The sequence below is a fragment of the Nocardia sp. NPDC052112 genome (assembly GCF_040680135.1).
In the GTDB taxonomy this organism is placed as follows: domain Bacteria; phylum Actinomycetota; class Actinomycetes; order Mycobacteriales; family Mycobacteriaceae; genus Nocardia.
Genome location: NZ_JBFAWD010000025.1, coordinates 109,772 through 127,947, shown reverse-complemented (window position 1 = coordinate 127,947; position 18,176 = coordinate 109,772). Strand labels below are relative to the sequence as shown.

The 18,176-nt window shown below is 65.1% G+C and carries 20 protein-coding genes and 1 pseudogene; 18 read left to right on the top strand and 3 right to left on the bottom strand.

From position 1 onward, the window contains the following. Positions 1–249: pseudogene (locus AB0L58_RS35280) on the top strand (cytochrome P450); the annotation flags it as partial. 658 nt (positions 250–907) lie between these two features. Here the strand turns inward: AB0L58_RS35280 and AB0L58_RS35275 are convergent. Beyond that, positions 908–1,315: a PaaI family thioesterase gene (locus AB0L58_RS35275; RefSeq protein ID WP_364394041.1), complete on the bottom strand. Its 408-nt coding sequence runs from the start codon at positions 1,313–1,315 to the stop codon at positions 908–910. A gap of 65 nt (positions 1,316–1,380) precedes the next feature. On the opposite strand from AB0L58_RS35275, the gene AB0L58_RS35270 reads away from it, so the two are divergent. Both AB0L58_RS35270 and AB0L58_RS35265 read left to right on the top strand, forming a co-directional pair. Beyond that, positions 1,381–1,989 (top strand): TetR/AcrR family transcriptional regulator, encoded by a 609-nt coding sequence (locus tag AB0L58_RS35270; protein WP_364394039.1) that lies wholly within the window; start codon positions 1,381–1,383, stop codon positions 1,987–1,989. Positions 1,990–2,491: 502 nt separating this feature from the next. Continuing rightward, the gene (locus tag AB0L58_RS35265; RefSeq protein ID WP_364394037.1) at positions 2,492–3,226 is read left to right on the top strand and encodes an alpha/beta hydrolase; all 735 of its coding nucleotides are present in this window, start codon (positions 2,492–2,494) and stop codon (positions 3,224–3,226) included. A gap of 154 nt (positions 3,227–3,380) precedes the next feature. Here AB0L58_RS35265 and AB0L58_RS35260 read toward each other — a convergent pair whose 3' ends face one another. Beyond that, a complete protein-coding gene (locus AB0L58_RS35260) occupies positions 3,381–3,755 on the bottom strand; it encodes a hypothetical protein (RefSeq protein WP_364394035.1) in 375 nt (124 codons plus the stop codon). Beyond that, positions 3,752–4,135, bottom strand: a complete 384-nt coding sequence (locus AB0L58_RS35255) for a nuclear transport factor 2 family protein (RefSeq protein WP_364394032.1) — start codon at positions 4,133–4,135, stop codon at positions 3,752–3,754. The genes AB0L58_RS35260 and AB0L58_RS35255 overlap by 4 nt, the downstream gene beginning before the upstream one ends. A gap of 91 nt (positions 4,136–4,226) precedes the next feature. On the opposite strand from AB0L58_RS35255, the gene AB0L58_RS35250 reads away from it, so the two are divergent. The 15 genes from AB0L58_RS35250 (at position 4,227) to AB0L58_RS35180 (ending at position 18,075) form a co-directional block, all read left to right on the top strand. Further along, a complete protein-coding gene (locus AB0L58_RS35250) occupies positions 4,227–5,360 on the top strand; it encodes an acyl-CoA dehydrogenase family protein (RefSeq protein ID WP_364394030.1) in 1,134 nt (377 codons plus the stop codon). 94 nt (positions 5,361–5,454) lie between these two features. Then, positions 5,455–6,243 carry an enoyl-CoA hydratase/isomerase family protein gene (locus tag AB0L58_RS35245; RefSeq protein WP_364394028.1) on the top strand — a complete coding sequence of 263 codons (789 nt, stop codon included), beginning with the start codon at positions 5,455–5,457 and terminating at the stop codon, positions 6,241–6,243. A 38-nt stretch (positions 6,244–6,281) separates the two neighbouring features. Then, positions 6,282–6,653: an OB-fold domain-containing protein gene (locus AB0L58_RS35240; protein ID WP_364394026.1), complete on the top strand. Its 372-nt coding sequence runs from the start codon at positions 6,282–6,284 to the stop codon at positions 6,651–6,653. Continuing rightward, on the top strand, positions 6,650–7,801 hold the full coding sequence (locus AB0L58_RS35235) for a thiolase family protein (protein WP_364394024.1): 1,152 nt from the start codon (positions 6,650–6,652) through the stop codon (positions 7,799–7,801). Before AB0L58_RS35240 ends, AB0L58_RS35235 begins: the two co-directional genes overlap by 4 nt. Before the next feature lie 27 nt (positions 7,802–7,828). After that, positions 7,829–9,037 carry an acyl-CoA dehydrogenase family protein gene (locus tag AB0L58_RS35230; RefSeq protein WP_364394021.1) on the top strand — a complete coding sequence of 403 codons (1,209 nt, stop codon included), beginning with the start codon at positions 7,829–7,831 and terminating at the stop codon, positions 9,035–9,037. Continuing rightward, positions 9,034–10,023 carry a phosphotransferase family protein gene (locus AB0L58_RS35225; protein ID WP_364394019.1) on the top strand — a complete coding sequence of 330 codons (990 nt, stop codon included), beginning with the start codon at positions 9,034–9,036 and terminating at the stop codon, positions 10,021–10,023. The genes AB0L58_RS35230 and AB0L58_RS35225 overlap by 4 nt, the downstream gene beginning before the upstream one ends. A gap of 30 nt (positions 10,024–10,053) precedes the next feature. Continuing rightward, positions 10,054–11,256: an acyl-CoA dehydrogenase family protein gene (locus AB0L58_RS35220; RefSeq protein ID WP_364394017.1), complete on the top strand. Its 1,203-nt coding sequence runs from the start codon at positions 10,054–10,056 to the stop codon at positions 11,254–11,256. Further along, the gene (locus AB0L58_RS35215; RefSeq protein WP_364394014.1) at positions 11,253–12,014 is read left to right on the top strand and encodes a glucose 1-dehydrogenase; all 762 of its coding nucleotides are present in this window, start codon (positions 11,253–11,255) and stop codon (positions 12,012–12,014) included. Before AB0L58_RS35220 ends, AB0L58_RS35215 begins: the two co-directional genes overlap by 4 nt. A 13-nt stretch (positions 12,015–12,027) precedes the next feature. After that, positions 12,028–12,816: an SDR family oxidoreductase gene (locus AB0L58_RS35210; protein WP_364394011.1), complete on the top strand. Its 789-nt coding sequence runs from the start codon at positions 12,028–12,030 to the stop codon at positions 12,814–12,816. Continuing rightward, positions 12,816–13,931 (top strand): alcohol dehydrogenase catalytic domain-containing protein, encoded by a 1,116-nt coding sequence (locus tag AB0L58_RS35205; RefSeq protein ID WP_364394005.1) that lies wholly within the window; start codon positions 12,816–12,818, stop codon positions 13,929–13,931. The genes AB0L58_RS35210 and AB0L58_RS35205 overlap by 1 nt, the downstream gene beginning before the upstream one ends. Next, the gene (locus AB0L58_RS35200; RefSeq protein ID WP_364394002.1) at positions 13,928–15,445 is read left to right on the top strand and encodes a class I adenylate-forming enzyme family protein; all 1,518 of its coding nucleotides are present in this window, start codon (positions 13,928–13,930) and stop codon (positions 15,443–15,445) included. The genes AB0L58_RS35205 and AB0L58_RS35200 overlap by 4 nt, the downstream gene beginning before the upstream one ends. A gap of 45 nt (positions 15,446–15,490) precedes the next feature. Continuing rightward, complete coding sequence (locus tag AB0L58_RS35195; protein WP_364394000.1) at positions 15,491–16,114, top strand: TetR/AcrR family transcriptional regulator; 624 nt, start codon at positions 15,491–15,493, stop codon at positions 16,112–16,114. Between the two features lie 68 nt (positions 16,115–16,182). Next, entirely contained in the window at positions 16,183–16,518 is a 336-nt protein-coding gene (locus AB0L58_RS35190; protein ID WP_364393998.1) for an EthD domain-containing protein, read from the top strand. Further along, on the top strand, positions 16,515–17,558 hold the full coding sequence (locus AB0L58_RS35185) for an MBL fold metallo-hydrolase (protein ID WP_364393995.1): 1,044 nt from the start codon (positions 16,515–16,517) through the stop codon (positions 17,556–17,558). The genes AB0L58_RS35190 and AB0L58_RS35185 overlap by 4 nt, the downstream gene beginning before the upstream one ends. Positions 17,559–17,778: 220 nt before the next feature. Continuing rightward, a complete protein-coding gene (locus tag AB0L58_RS35180) occupies positions 17,779–18,075 on the top strand; it encodes a hypothetical protein (RefSeq protein ID WP_364393993.1) in 297 nt (98 codons plus the stop codon). Positions 18,076–18,176: the final 101 nt, after the last annotated feature.

Here is an 18,176-nt window from a genome sequence, read left to right as displayed (position 1 = left end):
ATCCGGACCGAGAATCGCACAGGCAATCGCTCGCATCTGGCGTGGGGCATCGGCCCACACGCCTGCCCCGCGCAGTCGCTGGCCTACCTGATCGCTCAAAACGCCATCGATCAGCTTCTCGATGCGCTGCCCGAGATCCGGCTCGCCATACCGGCCGACGCACCGACCTGGCGGCCTGGCCCCTTCCACCGGTCCTTGGCAGCTCTACCGGTCACCTTTCCCCCCTCTGCTCTGTTGAACGAGTATTGAGAATCTTGCAATCTCGAGCGCGTCGGAAGCGACTAGGCGACCTCCTCGATGGCCCACCGCCATGCCAGCGACCTGAATTCGATATCGCCGTGGAGCGCAGCCGGAAACAACTCGTCCTGCCACGGCTCGGTGAGGCGATCCACCACTGATTTGCGTGGACGACAGAGATCCGTCGACGCACTCCGACCGTCCCACAGAATGCGCGTAATTCGGTATGAGCGTGCGTCTCCCCTCGCTACATGGACCGACCACCCGGAGTGTGTCGGGCCTTGACGACCTCGGACCGCTCGGACACAAACGCCGCTCGTCGATGACCGAACCGCCGCAGGGTGTTCGCACAATGCCACACAACAGCGAAGCCACAGGCCAATGACCTGTGGCTTCGCCATTCAGTGGAGCTAAGGGCACTCGAACCCCTAGCCCTACAAAGAGGTTCATGAGACTCGCCGGTCTGGCGAGGCGTAGACGTTCGGCACCTACGCCAACGGTCGCTCGCCCTCCACACCGGACACCCGACCATGCCGCCACACCGGATACTCGGCCATCAATGACCGAATCGCCTGACAAGGCGCGGTCCGAAAGGCGAGCCGGTCACCCGTGGTAGCCGCGATTCATGCCCTGCTCCTGAGCCGTGGCTCGGATCACCGATCTTTCGGCCTCAGGCCGCTGCGTGCGGAACGCGTGTCTGCACTGTTTGGATCACATGGACGCACAGGTCGCCGGATTCGTCGGCGATTTGCACACCCACCACCACCGCATTGCGGCTGATGCGCATCGGCTCGGCGACCGCATGCGCCGCTCCGCGGACCGGACGCAGAAAATGCGTCGTCGAATCGGTTGTGGCGGGCAGCGCCCCCGCGGCGGAATTGAGGACCGCGCAGACCGCCGCGGCCGCATCGGCCAACCCCATCAGGGCACCGCCGTGCAGGCCACCCCCTGTTGTCGACAGCTCGACGGTGTGGGTGAGGCGGGCCGTGACTGCGGCGGGTGTGAGTTCGGTGAACTCCACTCCGAGGGTGCGGACGAATGGAGCAAGTCGGTAGACGTCTTCGGTGGTGATGGTCATGGTCGGCCTCTCCTCGCTGTAGAGACTTCACTCTACAATGATCTCTAGAGAGTAGTCTCTACAGCGTGGTGAGATTCGTACACGACACCGCGGCGATCCTCGACGCTGCTGCGCGGCTGCTTGCTGCGCAGGGTCCGGCTGGCGTCACGATGTCCGGTGTGATCCGGGAATCGGGTGCACCGAGCGGGTCGGTCTACCATCGCTTCGCCGACCGGCCCTCATTGCTGGCTGCCCTGTGGAACAGGGCCGTCGGGCACCTACATCGGGACGCCTACGTCCTGTTCGACGTGGACGATCCGATCGAGGCCGCCGCCGTGATCACAGGCCACATCGTGCGGTGGTGCCGGAGCAGCCCGCTCGATGCGCAGGTCCTGCTCGCGGGTGTCCACCACTTCGCGCCCCAGAGCTGGCCCGCCACCGCGCGTGCGGAGCGCGCCAGCGAGTCGGCCCGGTGGGATGCGGCCATCCGCGAACTGGTCCACTCGATACGCACCGAAACCGGATTGTCCACGGCAACAATCGTTCTCACCGTTGTCGACCTGCCCTACGCCGCGGTGCGGCGATATCTCACAGCCGACCGGCCGATACCCACAGAACTCGACGTCCAGGTACCAACCATGGTGCGCACCCTGCTGAACAGCTTGCCGGCAGAATCGGACAGAGCCGCCGTTTGATCGAGCCCCGAAGACAACCGCGACCAACGGCCGCGGCGGCGAACCGATGCTCGCCTGCAACATCTCGGACAATGTCAGCGATCGTCCGCGATCTCACTTCAGCCGCCTATCGCACGTTCGGCGAACGAGACGCGTTGCGGCGCATAACATACGGTATTGCCGAGTTGCGTGCCTTCGGAATTACTCATTCGCTGCACTTGTCAAGCGAGCGGCTATGAATCCGTTGGATCTTGCTGGCTGCGCGTGACCGCCTTCGCGACGGGCCCCGAGGCCTGGAGCCTGCCTTCAAGCGAGTGGCTCCCTGGCATCCGACCACGGAGCCTCCGCAATAACCCGTTGGCGGACGATGGCGACCACTGCTACTTTTCCAGAGGCCGTGCGAGAGAACGAGGAGGTGGTACCCGTGAACGCAGTATCGACATGGGTGCTCCCCTCCGGGGTCACGGTCGGGCGATAGGTCGTCCGGGAGCGCCGTTCAAGAGCACTCCTGAAAGGCACGACCATGCAATTCACTTCCGAACAGCGCCTCGACGACGGCATCCTCGAGCGCGAATTCACTCTCGGCGAGATTCCCGGCATCCTGTGGACGCCCGGATCCGCATCCGCACCGGTGCCGCTTATCCTGGTCAGCCCCCCTCCCCTCGGGCTGCGCAAGGCTTACCCGCGACTGCTGGCCAGGGCCCGGCAGGCGGTGGCGGAGGGATACGCCGTGGCCACCATCGAGCTCCCCTGGAGCGGTGACCGGCCCCGTTCGGCCGCCGCCGATCAGGCCGTCACCGACCTGCACCGGGCGCTGGCGGCTGGCGGGCCGGTCGACAACGAGATCGTCGACCGGCTCATCCTCCCGCTGGTCGACAAGGCTGTCCCGGAATGGCAGGCCACCCTGGACGCCGTCCTTTCGCTGCCCGAGATCGGCGGGCCGGTCGGGTACTCGGGCGGGGTGATCGCCATCGGCCTGCGGCTGGCGGTGGTCGAGCCGCGCATCGCGGCCGCCCTTCTGTTCGCCGGGAGTTTCGTGCCCCGCTCCATGTTGGAGGAGGCCCGGCAGGTCACCATTCCGCTGCAGGTCCTGCTGCAGTGGGACGACGAAGGAAACGACCGGCAGCTGGCCCTGGACCTGTTCGACGCCTTCGGCTCCAAAGAGAAGACGCTGCACGCCAATATGGGCGGGCACACCGGCGTCCCGCAGTTCGAGGGGGACGCCGGGAACCGGTTCTTCGCCCGGCATCTGAAGTGAGGCCGGGCCGCAGCAGACGATAGGAGCTGTCGGCCAGGATGCCGCTCATCGAGGACAGGTCCCGGCCGTCCTCGATGGCGGTGGCCAGCAGATCTCCGATCACCGGACGGTCGCACGCAGCGGGCGACCGGCAGTTCACCGGTCCGGGACGGGCTCAGCGCGCAAAGGACACTTCCGGGGTACGCGCGATCAGCAGGCGCCGTACCTTGCCTTCGGCATCGAGCTGCGCGGTGGCGTTGAAGGAAGCCTCGAACGCCCCGCGACGGGTTGTCCGACCGAGTACCAACTCGTGGTCCCCCACCACCGCACCGGTGTCGATGTGGTGGACCAGTGTGCTCTTCTCACGCTGCGCCAAGTAGCCGACCAAACCCTCACGGTCTCCGACGAATTCGGCGGACTGCCCGGCACCTGTGGAAAACTGCACCGACATCGCGAAGTCGTCGGAGATCATGCCCAGTACGCGGTCGGGGTCGTCCGAATCCATGTATTCGAACCACCGGGCCAGCACTGGCGGCACCGCACTCGTCATTCTCCCGCTCCCACGACATCGAAATTTGTTGGCAGCAAAGCGAATTCGGCACTGAATGACACCTGATAGCGATCGATCAGCCCGTCGGCGTCGATATGCATCGCGCCAACGAAGTAACCGGTTGTCGTCACGTCGTTCTCGGTGACGGCGCCATACGCGAACTCCACACCGTCGGCGGCGGCCACCCGCAACAGCCGGTGCTTGCGGTTCACCTTCGGCCGGGCGTGAAGGTATTCGAGCATGGCCGCACGGCCGTGTCCGAGGTTCACTCCGGTGGGCAGCAGCATCGCGAACTGGACGTCTTCGGCGAGTAACGCCACCGCGGCGCCCAGTCGCCCGCTGTCCAAGGTCGCGTAGTAGCCCTCGATGGCCAAAGTCATGAAATGAACTTAGTTCAATATCTCCCTTCTTGTCCAGGCTCCGCCGCGATACGCTCGAGTCCTCAAACTGAACTCAATTTAGGTAGGTTGGATGTCCACACCCTCGATAGAAGTGCCATGGCCTCGAACGGATCCGCCCGCGCTGACACCCGGACCGGAGCAATCGGAGCTGCGCGCGGCCATCCGCGGCCTGCTTGCCAAACACAGCGCAATCGAGCAGGTGCGAACGGCCGCTTCCACCGAACTCGGATACTCACCGCAGCTGTGGAAAAAGCTGGTCGACGACATGTCGGTGACCACATTGGCAGTCCCCGAAGACCGCGGTGGCCTCGGCTACGGCATGGTCGAGTTGGGCATCGTGCTCGAAGAATGCGGCCGCGCGATCGCCTGCGAGCCCGTGTACACATCGGCAGTCCTCGGCGTGCACGCACTGCTGTCGGCGGATCCGAGCCGGGACACGGAACTGCTCGCCGGAGTTCTCGACGGCAGCCTGCTGGCGACGGTCAGCGCCTTATCCGCCACCACCGATCATGTGCATGCGGAGTCGACGCCGACCGGATGGCTATTGCGCGGCACAACAACCCACCTGGTGGGCGGCAATGCCGATGTCGTGGTCGTTTCGGCGCAATGCCCGGACGGTCGCCGCCTGTTCGCCACCCAACCCGGCGCACACCTCGTCCGAACCGAGCGTCGAGTACTCGACCCCACACGCCGCCGAGCCGATCTCACCTTCGATCAATGTCCCGCGATCGCACTCACCGATGTCGGCACCACCGAGGCGACCGCTGCGCGACTGGGCGAGCTGGCAACGCTGGCGCTGGCATGCGAGAACACCGGCATTGTCGACCGCCTGCTCGAGATGACCGTGGAGTACACGCGGACGCGGCACCAGTTCGGTCGCCCCATCGGCTCGTTCCAGGCCGTCAAACATCGTTTGGCCGATCTACTGGTCACGCTCGAACGTGCTCGATCGGCCTCCCGCTATGCGGCGGCGATTCATGCCCAGGACCCGGGATCGGCCTCGTTGGCCGTCGCGGTCGCCGGAGCCGTATGTACCGATGCGGCCGTGCACGCGGCGGCAGAAGCGATCCAGCTGCACGGAGGCGTCGGTTTCACCTGGGAACACCCCGCCCACTCCTACTTCCGCAGGGCAATGGGAAACGAAGCGCTACAGGGTGATTCGCGTGCGCACCGAGCGCGAATCGCCGCCCTGATCGGTATCTGACCCAGCCGAGGGCACCAGCGCTCCTGTTGACGCGGAGCGGTTCGCTGGGTAAAACTGAATTGAATCCAGTTCAAGTTCAAGAAAGAGGTTCGACATGGTGGACACCGACCACATCGTGTTGGAAAAGGACGGTGACGTCGCACGCGTGTGGCTCAACCGCCCGCACAAGAAGAACGCCGTCACCGTCGAGCTTCTGCACCGACTCGACGAAATCATCGTCGAGGTCGATAAGGACCCGGAGCTCAAGATCCTCGTGCTACGCGGCCGCGGCAATACGTTCTGCTCGGGCTTCGACCTGGACGAACTATTGGCCAACTACGTCGGCAGCACCAACGCGATGGATGTCGCGGTGCTCTCGGCCAAGGTGTGCGACCGCCTCTACTCGATGAACACGCCGTCGCTGGCGGTCCTCGAGGGTCATGTGACCGCCGGTGGATTCGAGCTGATGATCTCCTGCGACTTCGCGGTCGCCGCCGAGGACGCGCTGATCGGTGACTTCCACATTCGCCGTGCGCTTTTCGGTGGCGCGGGCCCGATCTACCGGCTGCCCCGCATGATCGGTATCCGCAAGACCAAGGAACTGATGTTGACCGGAAAGCTGCTGTCCGGCAAGCAAGCCGTGGACTTCGATCTGATCAACGCCGCGGCGCCGGCGGACAAGCTCGACGATCTGGTCGCCGAGTTCATCGCACCGATCGTCGACAAGAGCCCGTTCGCCATGAAGCTGACGAAGATGACCATCGACCGCGGTCTGGATGCGGACATCCAATCGCTCATGGTGATGGAGCATCTCGCGGTCGGTAACGCCCTGCAGTCCGAGGACGCACGCGAGGGCGTGAACGCATTCCTCGAGAAGCGCGAACCGAAGTGGGTCGGTCGCTGAACGACGCCGCAGGCGTACGACTCGAAGAGGATTTCGACATGGGCGAGCACGCACCATCGACGCTGGCAGGTAGCCGGTGCACGATCTGCGACACCGTCGCGTATCCGGCAACCACCATGTGCGCGCGATGCGTCCGGCCGACGGCCATCGCAATGGAATTGAGCACGCAAGGAGTGGTGTGGGCCTACACGGTGCAACGGTTCGCACCGAAGTCACCACCGTATATCCCTCCTGCCGAGGGCTTTTCACCATTCGCGGTGGGCTATGTCGAACTCCCGGAAGGTATTCGCATTCAAGCAATCCTCGAATGCGACGACTTCACCGAGTTGGACCGGGCACCGGTGCAACTCGTCGGCACCGCACCGGTGCCCCGGTTCGCGGTCGTTCCACAACAAAGAGAAGCGCAGTGACACAAACAGTTTCGATCATCGGAGCCGGGTTGTCGAAGTTCGGCAGGCAGCCCGGCATCACCGGCCGACAGATGGCGGTCACCGCTATCGCCGCCGCGCTCGACGATGCCGGGGTGCGGTGGCCCGACATCCAGGTCGCCTTCGGCGGTAGCGACGGTTCGGGACTCGCCGACACACTTGTCGCCGAACTCGGTTTCACCGGAATACCTTTCAGCAATGTGAAGAATGGCTGCGCCACCGGTGGCAGTGCACTGTTCTCGGCGGTCAACGCGGTCCGTTCCGGAACCGCCGAAATCGCGCTGGCGGTCGGATTCGACAAACACCCGCGCGGAGCCTTCGATCCGACCCCCGCCGAGTGGGGACTGTCCGAGGGATACGGTTCGGCCGGGCTCATGGTCACCACGCAGTTCTTCGGCGCCAAAATCGGCCGATACATGCGCGAATACGGGATTTCCGGCACGACCTTGGCGAAAGTTGCCGAAAAAGCGTATCGAAACGGCAGTCTGAACCCGAATGCCTGGCGACGTGCAGCGATCTCGGCCGACGAGATCGCCACCGCCGATATGGTGAACGACCCGTTGACGCGATATATGTTCTGCTCACCGGGCGAGGGCGCGGCCGCCGTCATCGTCGCCACCGAGGCCGCCGTCCGGCGACTCGGCGGTCGCCCGGTCCGGTTGCGCGCGATCAGCCACCGCACCCGCCGATTCGGCTCTTTCGAAGTATTCAGCCCGGCCGTCCAAGGCGGGGGCGAACCGACCAGCGTCAGCGCCGACGCGGCCGAGGCCGCCTTCGAACAGGCGGGCATCTCCCCCGCCGATGTCGACGTCGCGCAACTACAGGACACCGAGAGCGGTGCCGAGATCATGCACATGGCCGAATGCGGCTTCTGCGAGCACGGCGAGCAAGAGTCGATGATCGCGGCAGGCGACACCGAGATCGGCGGACGATTGCCGATCAATACCGACGGTGGGTGCATCGCCAACGGCGAACCCATCGGCGCATCCGGTCTGCGCCAGGTGCACGAGATAGTCACCCAACTACGGGGCGAGGCCGGGGCTCGACAGGTACCCGGAGCCCCGAGGGTCGGCTTCACGCACGTGTACGGGGCGCCCGGAATCAGCGCCTGCACCGTGCTTTCGGTGTGACATGACAACACTTTTCGAGGTGAAGCAGTGACTACGCAGACACTTCCCGACCTCATCCGCTTCACCGATGCGGCGGTCGCATGGTTGAGCAGTGTGGCAGCCCCGCGAGCGGAATCGGTCTGGGGTTCGGGTTCGGATTCGGTGGCCGTTTTCGAGAGCTGGAACGCCGAGGAGGAACGCGCACACACGGACCGGATCCGCGAGTACGAGCGCGCCAAATTCGATGCGGGTTGGGGCGCACTGAACTGGCCCGAGTCCTACGGCGGCCGCGGGCTACCGCTGTCGTACATGCTTGCTTTCCGGCGCGCCGAGACGGACTTCGATGTGCCTCGGCGCACCGAGATGTTCTCGGTGACACAACAACTGGTCGCACCCGCTATCGCGCAATGGGGTACCGACGAGCAGCGGTCACGCTATGTCCGTGCCATGCTGCGCACGGACATCATTGCCTGCCAACTGTTTTCGGAGACCGAGGCCGGTTCCGACCTGGCCGCGGTCCGGACGCGAGCAGTCCGATCCACCGATGGCACGTGGACGCTGGACGGCCACAAAGTGTGGACCTCGGGCGCACGGGTGTCCGATATCGGCGTAGCCGTATGCCGAACCGATACCGCCGCAGCCAAACACGCCGGCCTCACCGTCTTCCTGGTACCGATGAACACACCCGGGGTGACCGTTCGCCCGATCCGGCAGATGACCGGTGGCAGCTCGTTCAACGAGGTCTTCCTCGACGGTGTCCGACTCGACGACAGCTATCGGCTCGGCCCCGTTGGACAGGGCTGGCCGGTAGCACTGACCGTATTGGCCGCCGAACGCCTCGACGGCGGCAACCTCGGTCTGGCGAACGCGGATCAAGCGGTGGCGCTGGCACAGCATCTCGGGCGGGAGCTGACCGAGATCGAACGTGACAAGGTCGCCGACCTGGTGATACGCAGCTATCTACAGCGAATCGGCACTATGCGGGTGGCGGGCGCCGTCGTCGCGGGCAAGGACCCGGGACCGGAGGCATCGATCGGGAAGCTACTGGCGACCGACACGATGGCTCGCACCTCCGAGGTGGTGCGCCTGCTGCTCGGGCGAGATCTCACCGTGGACTCCGGTCGCTGGGGAACCTTCGCGTGGGCCGAGCACCTGCTCGGTGCGCCCGGCTATCGGATTGCCGGGGGAACCGACGAGATTCAGCACAACATCATCGCCGAGCGAGTACTCGGACTACCGAGGGAGCCACGCCCATGAGTTCAGCACCGCGTAGCGACTCGGTGGGGCGCGGTGACACCGTGGAACAGCGCGTCCGCACCCGACTACAGGCACACCTCGACGTGTCGGTCACCGCATTCGAACCGCTGCTCGGCGGACATTCCGGCTTGACGTACCGGGTGCGAACGACCGGTGGTGACTTCGTGGTCAAGGCCGTACCCGGAGGACAGCAGGCTATCGGACGACACGACATGCTGCGGCAGGCCCGGATCATGTCGGCATTGGCGCACACAGCTGTTCCCGTACCGAGCATCGTTGCGACCGACGATGTCGAACCCGCCTGGTTCGCCATGGAATTCGTGGCCGGGGAGGCATTGGAACCGGTACTGGACGATCCGGCCGTCGAACCCGGCTTGGCCGCGGCCCGAATGCTGCGTGCCGCAGAGATTCTGCCGCGCCTGCACGCGATAGATCCGCGCACCGTGCCCGGCGTACAAGCACCGCTCACGCCGGACGCCGAGCTGGCACGCTGGGCGCGCACCCTCGGCGCCGTCCCACCCGACCTCGTCGCCGGTGGCAACCGGCTGCTCGAGTTGCTCGGCCGGACCACACCCGAACCGATCACACCGACACTGGTGCACGGTGACTACCGCCTCGGAAACATCATCTCCGCCGGCGTCGAGCCGGTCGCGTTGATCGATTGGGAGATCTGGAGCGCCGGCGACCCTCGGGTCGAATTGGGCTGGTTCCTCGTCTTCGCCGACGGCGGCAACTTTCCGGGCGTCGGCCGGGAGGTGTCCGGACTGCCTTCGGCGCAGGAGTTGGTGGACCGCTACGTCGGCGGCGGGACCGCACTCACCGATATGACATGGTTCGACGCGCTTGGGCGACTCAAGATGGCGGCGATCATGGGCCACAACCTGCGCCGACACCGCGAAGGTCGGCACTACGACCCCGACCAGGAAAAGCTGCCCGCTACCATCAACCGCCTGATCGAGACCGGGACCGCGCTACTCGCCGGTTGATATCGATCGCACCAGTTCAGGAGCCGCACAGTGGATTTCTCCTACTCCCCCCGCACGCAGGAACTGCTCGGCAAGCTCGAATCCTTCATGGACGAGTACGTCTATCCCGCGGAGCGGGTATTCGACGCCCAGATCGCGGCGAACGCCAACCCTCATGAGCAGCCGCAAGTCATGCGAGATCTGCAGATCAAGGCCCGCGAATCAGGTCTGTGGAATCTGTTCATGACCCACGACGGCCTCGGCGCCGGACTCACCAATCTGGAGTACGCGCCGCTGGCCGAGGTCGTCGGTCGATCCATCATCGGTAACGAAGCCATCAATTGCTCGGCTCCCGACACCGGCAATATGGAAATTCTCGCCATGTACGGGACCGAGAAACAGCGGCAACAATGGCTGAAACCGTTGTTGGACTGCACGATTCGCTCCGCATTCGCAATGACCGAACCCGCGGTGGCCAGCTCCGACGCCACCAACATCACCGCCACCATCGTTCGTGACGGCGACGAATACGTCCTCAACGGCCGTAAGTGGTATACCTCCGGCATTCTCGACCCGGACTGCAAGCTCATCATCTTCATGGGCAAATCGGATCCGCAGGCAGCGACATATCGCCAACAGAGCATGATTCTGGTCCCCCGTGACACCCCGGGAATCGAAGTGCTGCGCGATCTTCCGATGTTCGGCTTCCGTGACCGGCTCGGCCACGGCGAAGTGCAATTCACCGATGTCCGCGTCCCGGCCGAGAACATGCTCGGTGCCGAAGGTGATGGTTTCGCCATCGCCCAGGGCCGGTTGGGACCGGGCCGCATGCACTACGCGATGCGCGCCATCGGCATGGCCGAGCGGGCTCTGGACATGATGTGCCAACGCTCCCTGGAGCGCATCGCATTCGGCGGACCACTGGCCGATCGCGGGGTCGTCCGCGAGTGGATTGCGCGCAGCCGCATCGAGATCGACCAGATCCGCCTGCTCGTCCTGAAGTCGGCCTGGCTCATCGACAACTACGGCAACGCGGCAGCTCGATCGGAAGTCGCCGCCATCAAGGTTGCGGCGATGGAAGTGGCACACACCGTCGTCGACCGCGCGGTGCAGACCTACGGCGCGGCCGGCGTCAGCGACGACACCGTCCTGGCCCGCCTGTACGCCATCACCCGGGCACTGCAGATCGCCGACGGTCCCAACGAAGTACACCTGCGCACCATTGCCCGCCTCGAATTGAAGAAGCACAAATGAGCACAACGGAATTGACCGGCAAGGTGGCCTTGGTCACCGGCGCCAGCCGCGGCCTCGGACTCGCGATCGCGCGCGGACTGCGGGATGCGGGCTGCACGGTGATCGTGTCCAGTCGCAAACTCGACGCGTGCGAGCAGGCCGTTGCCGCACTCGGCGACTGCGACGGACATGGCAGCGCACATCCGTTCGCCCTGCATGTCGGCAAATGGGACTCGATCGAACCAGCCGTCGATCGGATCATCGGTGACTTCGGCAGTCTCGATATCGTCGTGAACAACGCGGGTATCGCACCTCTGGCCGACAATCTGCTGTCGGTCTCGGAAGCACTGTGGGACAAGACCATCGAGGTCAACCTGAAGGGCCCGTTTCGCCTGATGGCGGTTGCCGGTGACCGGATGGCCGCCGCCGGTGGCGGGTCGATCATCAATATCTCGAGTATCGGGGCGGTCCGGCCGAGTCCGCCCGAGGCGATGTACGCAGCGGCCAAGAACGGGCTCAATGCATTGACCATGGCGTTCGCTCAGGAGTACGCGCCAACCGTGCGCGTCAATTGCGTGATGCCGGGCGGATTCGCGACGGATATGGCCGAGAACTGGGATGCGGAGTTCGTCGGGAAGATCATCGATCGCCTGCCTGCGGGCCGGTTGGGGCGGCCGGAGGAAATCGCCGGTCTGGTCACCTATCTGGCGAGCGCCGCCGCCGGGTACACCACCGGTGCGATCATCCCCGTCGACGGCGGCCGGACCGCGGTGTACTGATATGCGAAACGAGATGAGTGCCATCGGATCCGACACCGGAACCACGCTGGACAACCTTTTCGGGTTGTCCGGCCGGGTCGCCATCGTCACCGGCGCCTCGTCCGGCCTCGGGATGGGTTTCGCGAACGCGCTCGCCGGCGCCGGTGCCACCGTGTACGCGGCGGCTCGCCGGCTCGACCGGCTGGCGGCGCTGGCCGAGGACAACCCCCGGCTCGTTCCGGTTCGTTGTGATGTGACATCCGACGAGGATCGCCGAATGTTGGTCGACCGATGCTATGAACGGTCCGGACGGCTCGATGTACTGGTCAACAACGCGGGCAAGCCCGGTCCCCCGCATGCCGAAGACGAAACGGTAGCCGGGTTCGCATCGATCCTCGAAGTCAACCTGGTGGCGGGATTTCACCTCGCCACCTATGCCGCGACGCGACTGCCCGAGGGCGAACGCGCGTCGTATATCAATATTTCGTCCGTGATCGGCCTGGTCTCGACCGCACCGATCGGCGGCGCGAGCTACGCCGCATCCAAGGCCGGGATACTCGGGCTCACCAGGGAACTCGCCGGACAGTGGGGGCGCAGAGGGATCCGGGTGAACGCCGTCGTGCCGGGCTGGTTCGACACCGAGATGACCGACGGCCTGTTCGACAACGAGAAATCGGCGGGGTGGGTGCGCCGCAACACCATGCTCGGCCGTGGTGGCAATGCCGGTGAAATCGATGGTGCGGTGCTTTTTCTCGCTTCCGACGCGTCGTCCTATATGACCGGGCAGACGCTCGTCGTCGACGGTGGCTGGACGGCTCGCTGATGCTGGCCGTCCAACTGACCGAGTGGGGTTGCGAACCACAGTTGCGTGCGGTTGCCGTTCCGGAGCCGCGTGGTGCGGAGCTGCTGCTGCAGGTCACCGCGGCCGGACTGTGCCGCTCCGATCTGCACGTCATGGACGCTGCCGAATCGAGCTTCGACTATCCACTGCCGCTCACTCTCGGCCATGAAGTCGCCGGCACGGTGATCGATGCCGGTCCCGATGCGGATAGGTCCTGGCTCGGCGAAGCCGTTGTAGTCCATGGCATCTGGAGCTGTGGCCACTGCCGCAATTGTGCGCGCGGACGCGAGAACTACTGTATGACGCTGCGGCCCCGAGCCGATGGCCGATTGGCTCCGATCGGCAATGGCCTCGGCCATCACGGTGGTCTGGCACAGGCCATGGTCGTGCCCTCGGCCCGATACCTGGTTCGGACCGGCGATCTGGCACCCGCCGTCGCCGCTCCCCTCGCGGATGCCGGGGCAACCGCCTACCACGCCGTGCGCCAGCACGCCGATGTCATCGATGAATCCGCGATCTGTGTCGTGATCGGTGTCGGCGGGCTCGGTCACCTGGCGATTCAGATCCTTCGCCATTTCGGCGCCGGACGTATCCTCGCCGTCGACAACCGGCCGGAAACGCGCCCGGTCGCATTGCAGCTGGGCAGCGATGCGGCATTCGCCGATCTCACCGCGGCGATCCCGGCGCTCGACGGCGGTGCCGACCTGATCCTCGATTTCGTCGGCACCTCCGACACGATGGAGTCGGCCGCGCGAGCGCTCGCGCCAGGGGGCCGACTCGTGGTCGTCGGCAGTGCGGGCGGCGGCCTGGCCGTGGGCAAACACATCGGCCTGGCGTCCGGGTGGCAGGTGAACGCACCGTTCTGGGGTGCCCGATCGGACCTGGAGGCCGTGGTCGCGCTCGCTATCAACGAGAAACTCCACGTCGAGGCCACGACATATCCCCTCACGGACGCGGTCGCCATCTACCGGCGGCTTCGGGCCGGGACCGTCACCGGACGCGCGGTACTCGTGCCGCCGCTGTTGACGAGCCACGGACCCCAGCACGCGGAAGCGAGTAGACAGATATCGAACGTCGCGAGAGAAGTGGGGCGATGAAGACACTTGCGCAGGAAATGATCGAGCGGGCACGGCGCGCACCGGAGCAGATCGCGGTCGTGGACGAATTCGGCCGCCACACCCTCGGAAAGATTGCCGCAGCGGCAAGCGCGCTGGCCGAACGGATCCAGGCCATCGATCCGGCCCCGCCCACCGCCCTCATCCAGGCCGACAACACCTGGCACACCGTGGCGGCCGCCATGGCGGTCGGTCTGCGTGGTGGTGTCGTCGCGGTATTCGGCGCCCACGCCACCGAATCCGAGTTCGCGCTGGCTGTCGAGGATATTGCCCCGGATATTGTCGTCGCGGGACCGGACTCCTTGCTGCGCTGGGGTGTGCCGGAGGATCGCTTTCCGCTTCGGGCGACCGCGTTCGAGGCCCGCGTGTTGCGCTCGCGAGCGGGCTCGTTCGATTCGGTGGACCGGTGGCACGGCGGCACCGCCATCGCGATGACCTCCGGTTCTACCGGGCGTCCCAAATGCGTTGTGCAATCCGAAGAAGCCATCCGCTATGCCTGCCAGTGCACCATCGACACCGTTGGACTCGAGCCGAATGAGGTGGTGGGAGCGTTTGTGCCCCTGTCTTCGGTGGCCGCCTTCTGCTTCGGCATGTACCTGCCTGCCTATGCCGGTGGCACGATGGTGTCGATAGGCAAATGGGAGCCCGCCGCCGCTCTGGTGGCGATGGCGCAGCATCGGGTCGCCTGGACGATGCTGGTTCCGACCATGGCTCTGCAACTGTCGATGGCCGACGGCTCGGCAGGCACGTTGTCCGCGCTGCGAGCGATGACCGTCGGCGGCGGTCCGATGAACGAACGGGCGCTGCGCGCGGCCGAGGAAAAACTCGGCACCACATTCCTGCGGGTTTTCGGTATGTCCGAATGTCTCGGACACACCACGCCACAACTCGACGACCCGCCGGCCATCCGGCTCGGCCGGGACGGGCGACCGTTCCGTGGCACCGTCGTCCGGGCCGTCGACACCGCGGGGAATGCCGTGGCCGCCGGTGCGATCGGCGATGCGCAGGTACGGGGTCCATCCCTATTCGTCGGTTACGCGCGAGGCGGCGTCGCGATTCCCCCGACACTCACCGCGGATGGCTTTCTCCCGACCGGTGATCTGGTCGAGGTGGCAATCGACGGCTCGATCCGGGTGACAGGGCGCCAGAAGCAGATCATTATCCGTGGCGGGCGCAATATCGATATCAACGAACTCGAATCGGCCATCGCGAACCTGCCGGGCATCGTGCAGGTGTGTGTCGTTCCGGTGCCCGATGCGCTGCTCGGCGAACGAGCGGCAGCGCTGGTTGTCACCGACGGCGAACCGCTGACCTTGGCGACCGTCACCGAACAACTCGCGGCGCAGGACTTTCCCAAGTCGAAGTGGCCCGAGTACCTGTTCACGGTGCGAGACCTGCCGCAGAACACCGTCGGCAAGTTGTCCCGGCCCGACGCGGTGCGGCTGGCCACAAAGCTGGCCACCGCAGTTGACCCGAGTTCACCTCAATTCCGGTAGAGTCGTTTCGAATGCACACCATCGAATGCGGGGGTATTAGCGCTGATGTCCGTTGACTCGGAGGTACGCCGCGAAAGCGCGCGCTCGAAGCGAAGCGGAATCCTCGCCGCCGCCATCACACAGTTCGGCAAGGTCGGTTACGAGCACACCAAATGGGCCTCGATCGCCGACGAAGTGGGTATCGGTCAGACCGCCCTGTACCACTATTTCGAGTCGAAGGCCCACTGCTTGCTCACGATCATGCGACTCGAATTGGCCGATTCGGCTGAAAGATTCGACGCCGCGGTCGCCGATCAGACCGACCCGGAGCAAGCGCTGCGCGCCGCCATCGCGGCGGCGCTGACTGCCTCGCCGACCGATGCCCTACAGCGCCGCATCCTGCAGAACCATATGGATTTGCTTGCCGCCCCGCGTCAGTCGGCCAAGGAAGAGGCCGAACGCCTGCGGTCGCGCGAGCTCGTGCGCCAGATCGAGGAGAATTGGACCGGGCTGATATCGGACGGCATCGAGGCCGGCGTCTTCGCTCCGGGCGATCCCCGCATGCTCGGTCGAATGGTCCTCGGGCTGGTGATCAGCGTCTGGCGCTGGTACCGACCGAAGGGCGCAGTCACGCTCGAACAGATCACCGAGTCGGTCACCGCAGCAGCAGTACGGATCGTGCGTAACTGAGATCCCACTTCCCACATCACGGGATCTCTACGCCCGCCGAAACTGAACAGAATTCAGTTAGGAGTCATATGTACAACCTGATCGTCCTCGCATCGCGTCCCAATGATTGGACCCACGAGCAGTTCATCGAATGGTGGCGGGGTGAACATGCGCAGGTGACCTACCCACTGCCGGGCCTGCTGCGCTGGCAGCACACTGAACTGCTCGAATCCTCCGACGAACGGTCCTCCGGCTGGGACGGTCTATCGATTCTGAGCTTCGAATCCCGCGAGGCGCTCGACGCGGCACTGGCGAGCCCGGAATGGCAGGCAGCCGTCGAGCACGTGGGCACCATGCGGGGACGGCGCATGATCTGGTACGGCGCGGAGCAGACGATGGTGCCGCTCGCCTCGGCGGTCGAATGAGCGCCGGATGGGCCGAACCGGGCTGTTATCCGATAACCGAAGGGGTTCACCGCATCCCGCTGCAGATGCCGCAGGACGGCCTGCGCGCGGTCAACGTCTACGTGCTGGAGACCGACGACGGACTTGTGCTCATCGACGGCGGCTGGCATCGGCCCGACACGTACCGCGAGCTCGCCGACGCATTGGCCCGAATCGGCCGGTCGGCAGCCGACATTCACGATGTCTTCGTCACCCATATCCACCGCGACCACTACACCTTCGCCATCGAACTACGTCGTCGACACGGCTGTCGAATTCATCTCGGTGCCGATGAAGCCGACGGACTCAGCGCCATCCATCGGCTGAACAGCAATGTCCCCGACAGTTCGCTGCGGGAACTGCGGCGGGCCGGCGCGTCCGATATCGCGCAACGAGCTCATGCGGCAGGCATCGCCGAACCGTTCGAACCCGACGATTGGGAACAACCCGACCACTGGCTGCGCCCCGGCGCACTGGCTGTCGCCGGACTAGATCTGTACGCGGTAGCTACACCCGGACATACCAAGGGCCACATGATCTTTCAGGATCGTGACAGAAGACTCGTCTTCACCGGCGATCACGTGCTGCCCACGATCACCCCGTCCATCGGATTCGAATTGGGCCCGTGGGACCTACCGTTGGACAACTTCCTCCGGTCATTGGCATTGCTGCGGCACGATGACGCGCAGCTGATGTTGCCCGCGCACGGTCCCACCGGAGGCAGCGTCGGGCAACGCGCTCGCGAACTGCTCGCCCACCATGACCGCCGGTTCGAGCAAATCGCCGCTGTTGTCGGCGAGCTGGGACCGTGCACCGGTGTGGCGGTTGCCCGAGCGTTGACGTGGACACGGCGCGACCGCGCGTTCGACTCGCTCGACGACTTCAATCAGATGATTGCGACATGCGAGACGATGGCGCATCTGGACGTACTGGTCGCCCGAAATGTGTTGTCCGCGAAGGACGCGGACGGCGTCGAGCACTTCGAGCGAGGCGATGGATGGGGACACTTGGCGGCAAAGTAGCTGTGGTGACGGCGACCGAACGGAATCCGGCGCTGATGCGGCGGTTCCGCGCGGGCTTGATGTCGGAGGTGGCAGCCATGGCTGCCGATTCGTGTGTACAGCGTTGTCGGGTCGGGGAACATCGCCGAAGTGCCGTGCGCGCGATAGACTTTGGACGGTAAGGACGTATTCCGCTGATCGCCGGGATGCGCGCATCGGAGCTTACCGAGGAGGTGCCACGATGCGGTGGAAGCGGTCCAGCATTTTCACCGATCCGCCGGTGGAACTCACCAGCGCGCAGCGGCGACGGGGCGAGCGGGCTGCCCGACGAGCGGCCCTCGACGCGCAGCAAACCCTGACACGGACGAAGAAGGGGCAATATCGGCGCTACCGGGCGACGGCTGGAGATAAGTATCTGGATTGGCCGCAGTGGAAAGCCGAATATCTCGGAGCGTACAAACGTGGGGTCACATCCGAGCCCGCGAGCGACGGCGTCACCGCTGGCACAAGCTTCCTTTCTAGCCACCTGACGCCCTAGCGGTCGGTAATCGCGTAGGCACCGCCGGAGTGGTCGCCTCGATTTCGGCCTCGATGCATCTATCTAGCTCTGTGCCCGGCACGCGGGATGGCGTTCGAGCC

What these genes read in the sequence shown, in the direction of transcription:
- AB0L58_RS35275 (WP_364394041.1), bottom strand. Translation starts at nt 1,315, where the DNA reads ATGACCATCACCACCGAAGACGTCTACCGACTTGCTCCATTCGTCCGC.
- AB0L58_RS35265 (WP_364394037.1), top strand. Translation starts at nt 2,492, where the DNA reads ATGCAATTCACTTCCGAACAGCGCCTCGACGACGGCATCCTCGAGCGC.
- AB0L58_RS35260 (WP_364394035.1), bottom strand. Translation starts at nt 3,755, where the DNA reads ATGACGAGTGCGGTGCCGCCAGTGCTGGCCCGGTGGTTCGAATACATG.
- AB0L58_RS35255 (WP_364394032.1), bottom strand. Translation starts at nt 4,135, where the DNA reads ATGACTTTGGCCATCGAGGGCTACTACGCGACCTTGGACAGCGGGCGA.
- AB0L58_RS35250 (WP_364394030.1), top strand. Translation starts at nt 4,227, where the DNA reads ATGTCCACACCCTCGATAGAAGTGCCATGGCCTCGAACGGATCCGCCC.
- AB0L58_RS35245 (WP_364394028.1), top strand. Translation starts at nt 5,455, where the DNA reads ATGGTGGACACCGACCACATCGTGTTGGAAAAGGACGGTGACGTCGCA.
- AB0L58_RS35240 (WP_364394026.1), top strand. Translation starts at nt 6,282, where the DNA reads ATGGGCGAGCACGCACCATCGACGCTGGCAGGTAGCCGGTGCACGATC.
- AB0L58_RS35225 (WP_364394019.1), top strand. Translation starts at nt 9,034, where the DNA reads ATGAGTTCAGCACCGCGTAGCGACTCGGTGGGGCGCGGTGACACCGTG.
- AB0L58_RS35215 (WP_364394014.1), top strand. Translation starts at nt 11,253, where the DNA reads ATGAGCACAACGGAATTGACCGGCAAGGTGGCCTTGGTCACCGGCGCC.
- AB0L58_RS35210 (WP_364394011.1), top strand. Translation starts at nt 12,028, where the DNA reads ATGAGTGCCATCGGATCCGACACCGGAACCACGCTGGACAACCTTTTC.
- AB0L58_RS35205 (WP_364394005.1), top strand. Translation starts at nt 12,816, where the DNA reads ATGCTGGCCGTCCAACTGACCGAGTGGGGTTGCGAACCACAGTTGCGT.
- AB0L58_RS35200 (WP_364394002.1), top strand. Translation starts at nt 13,928, where the DNA reads ATGAAGACACTTGCGCAGGAAATGATCGAGCGGGCACGGCGCGCACCG.
- AB0L58_RS35195 (WP_364394000.1), top strand. Translation starts at nt 15,491, where the DNA reads ATGTCCGTTGACTCGGAGGTACGCCGCGAAAGCGCGCGCTCGAAGCGA.
- AB0L58_RS35190 (WP_364393998.1), top strand. Translation starts at nt 16,183, where the DNA reads ATGTACAACCTGATCGTCCTCGCATCGCGTCCCAATGATTGGACCCAC.
- AB0L58_RS35185 (WP_364393995.1), top strand. Translation starts at nt 16,515, where the DNA reads ATGAGCGCCGGATGGGCCGAACCGGGCTGTTATCCGATAACCGAAGGG.
- AB0L58_RS35180 (WP_364393993.1), top strand. Translation starts at nt 17,779, where the DNA reads ATGCGGTGGAAGCGGTCCAGCATTTTCACCGATCCGCCGGTGGAACTC.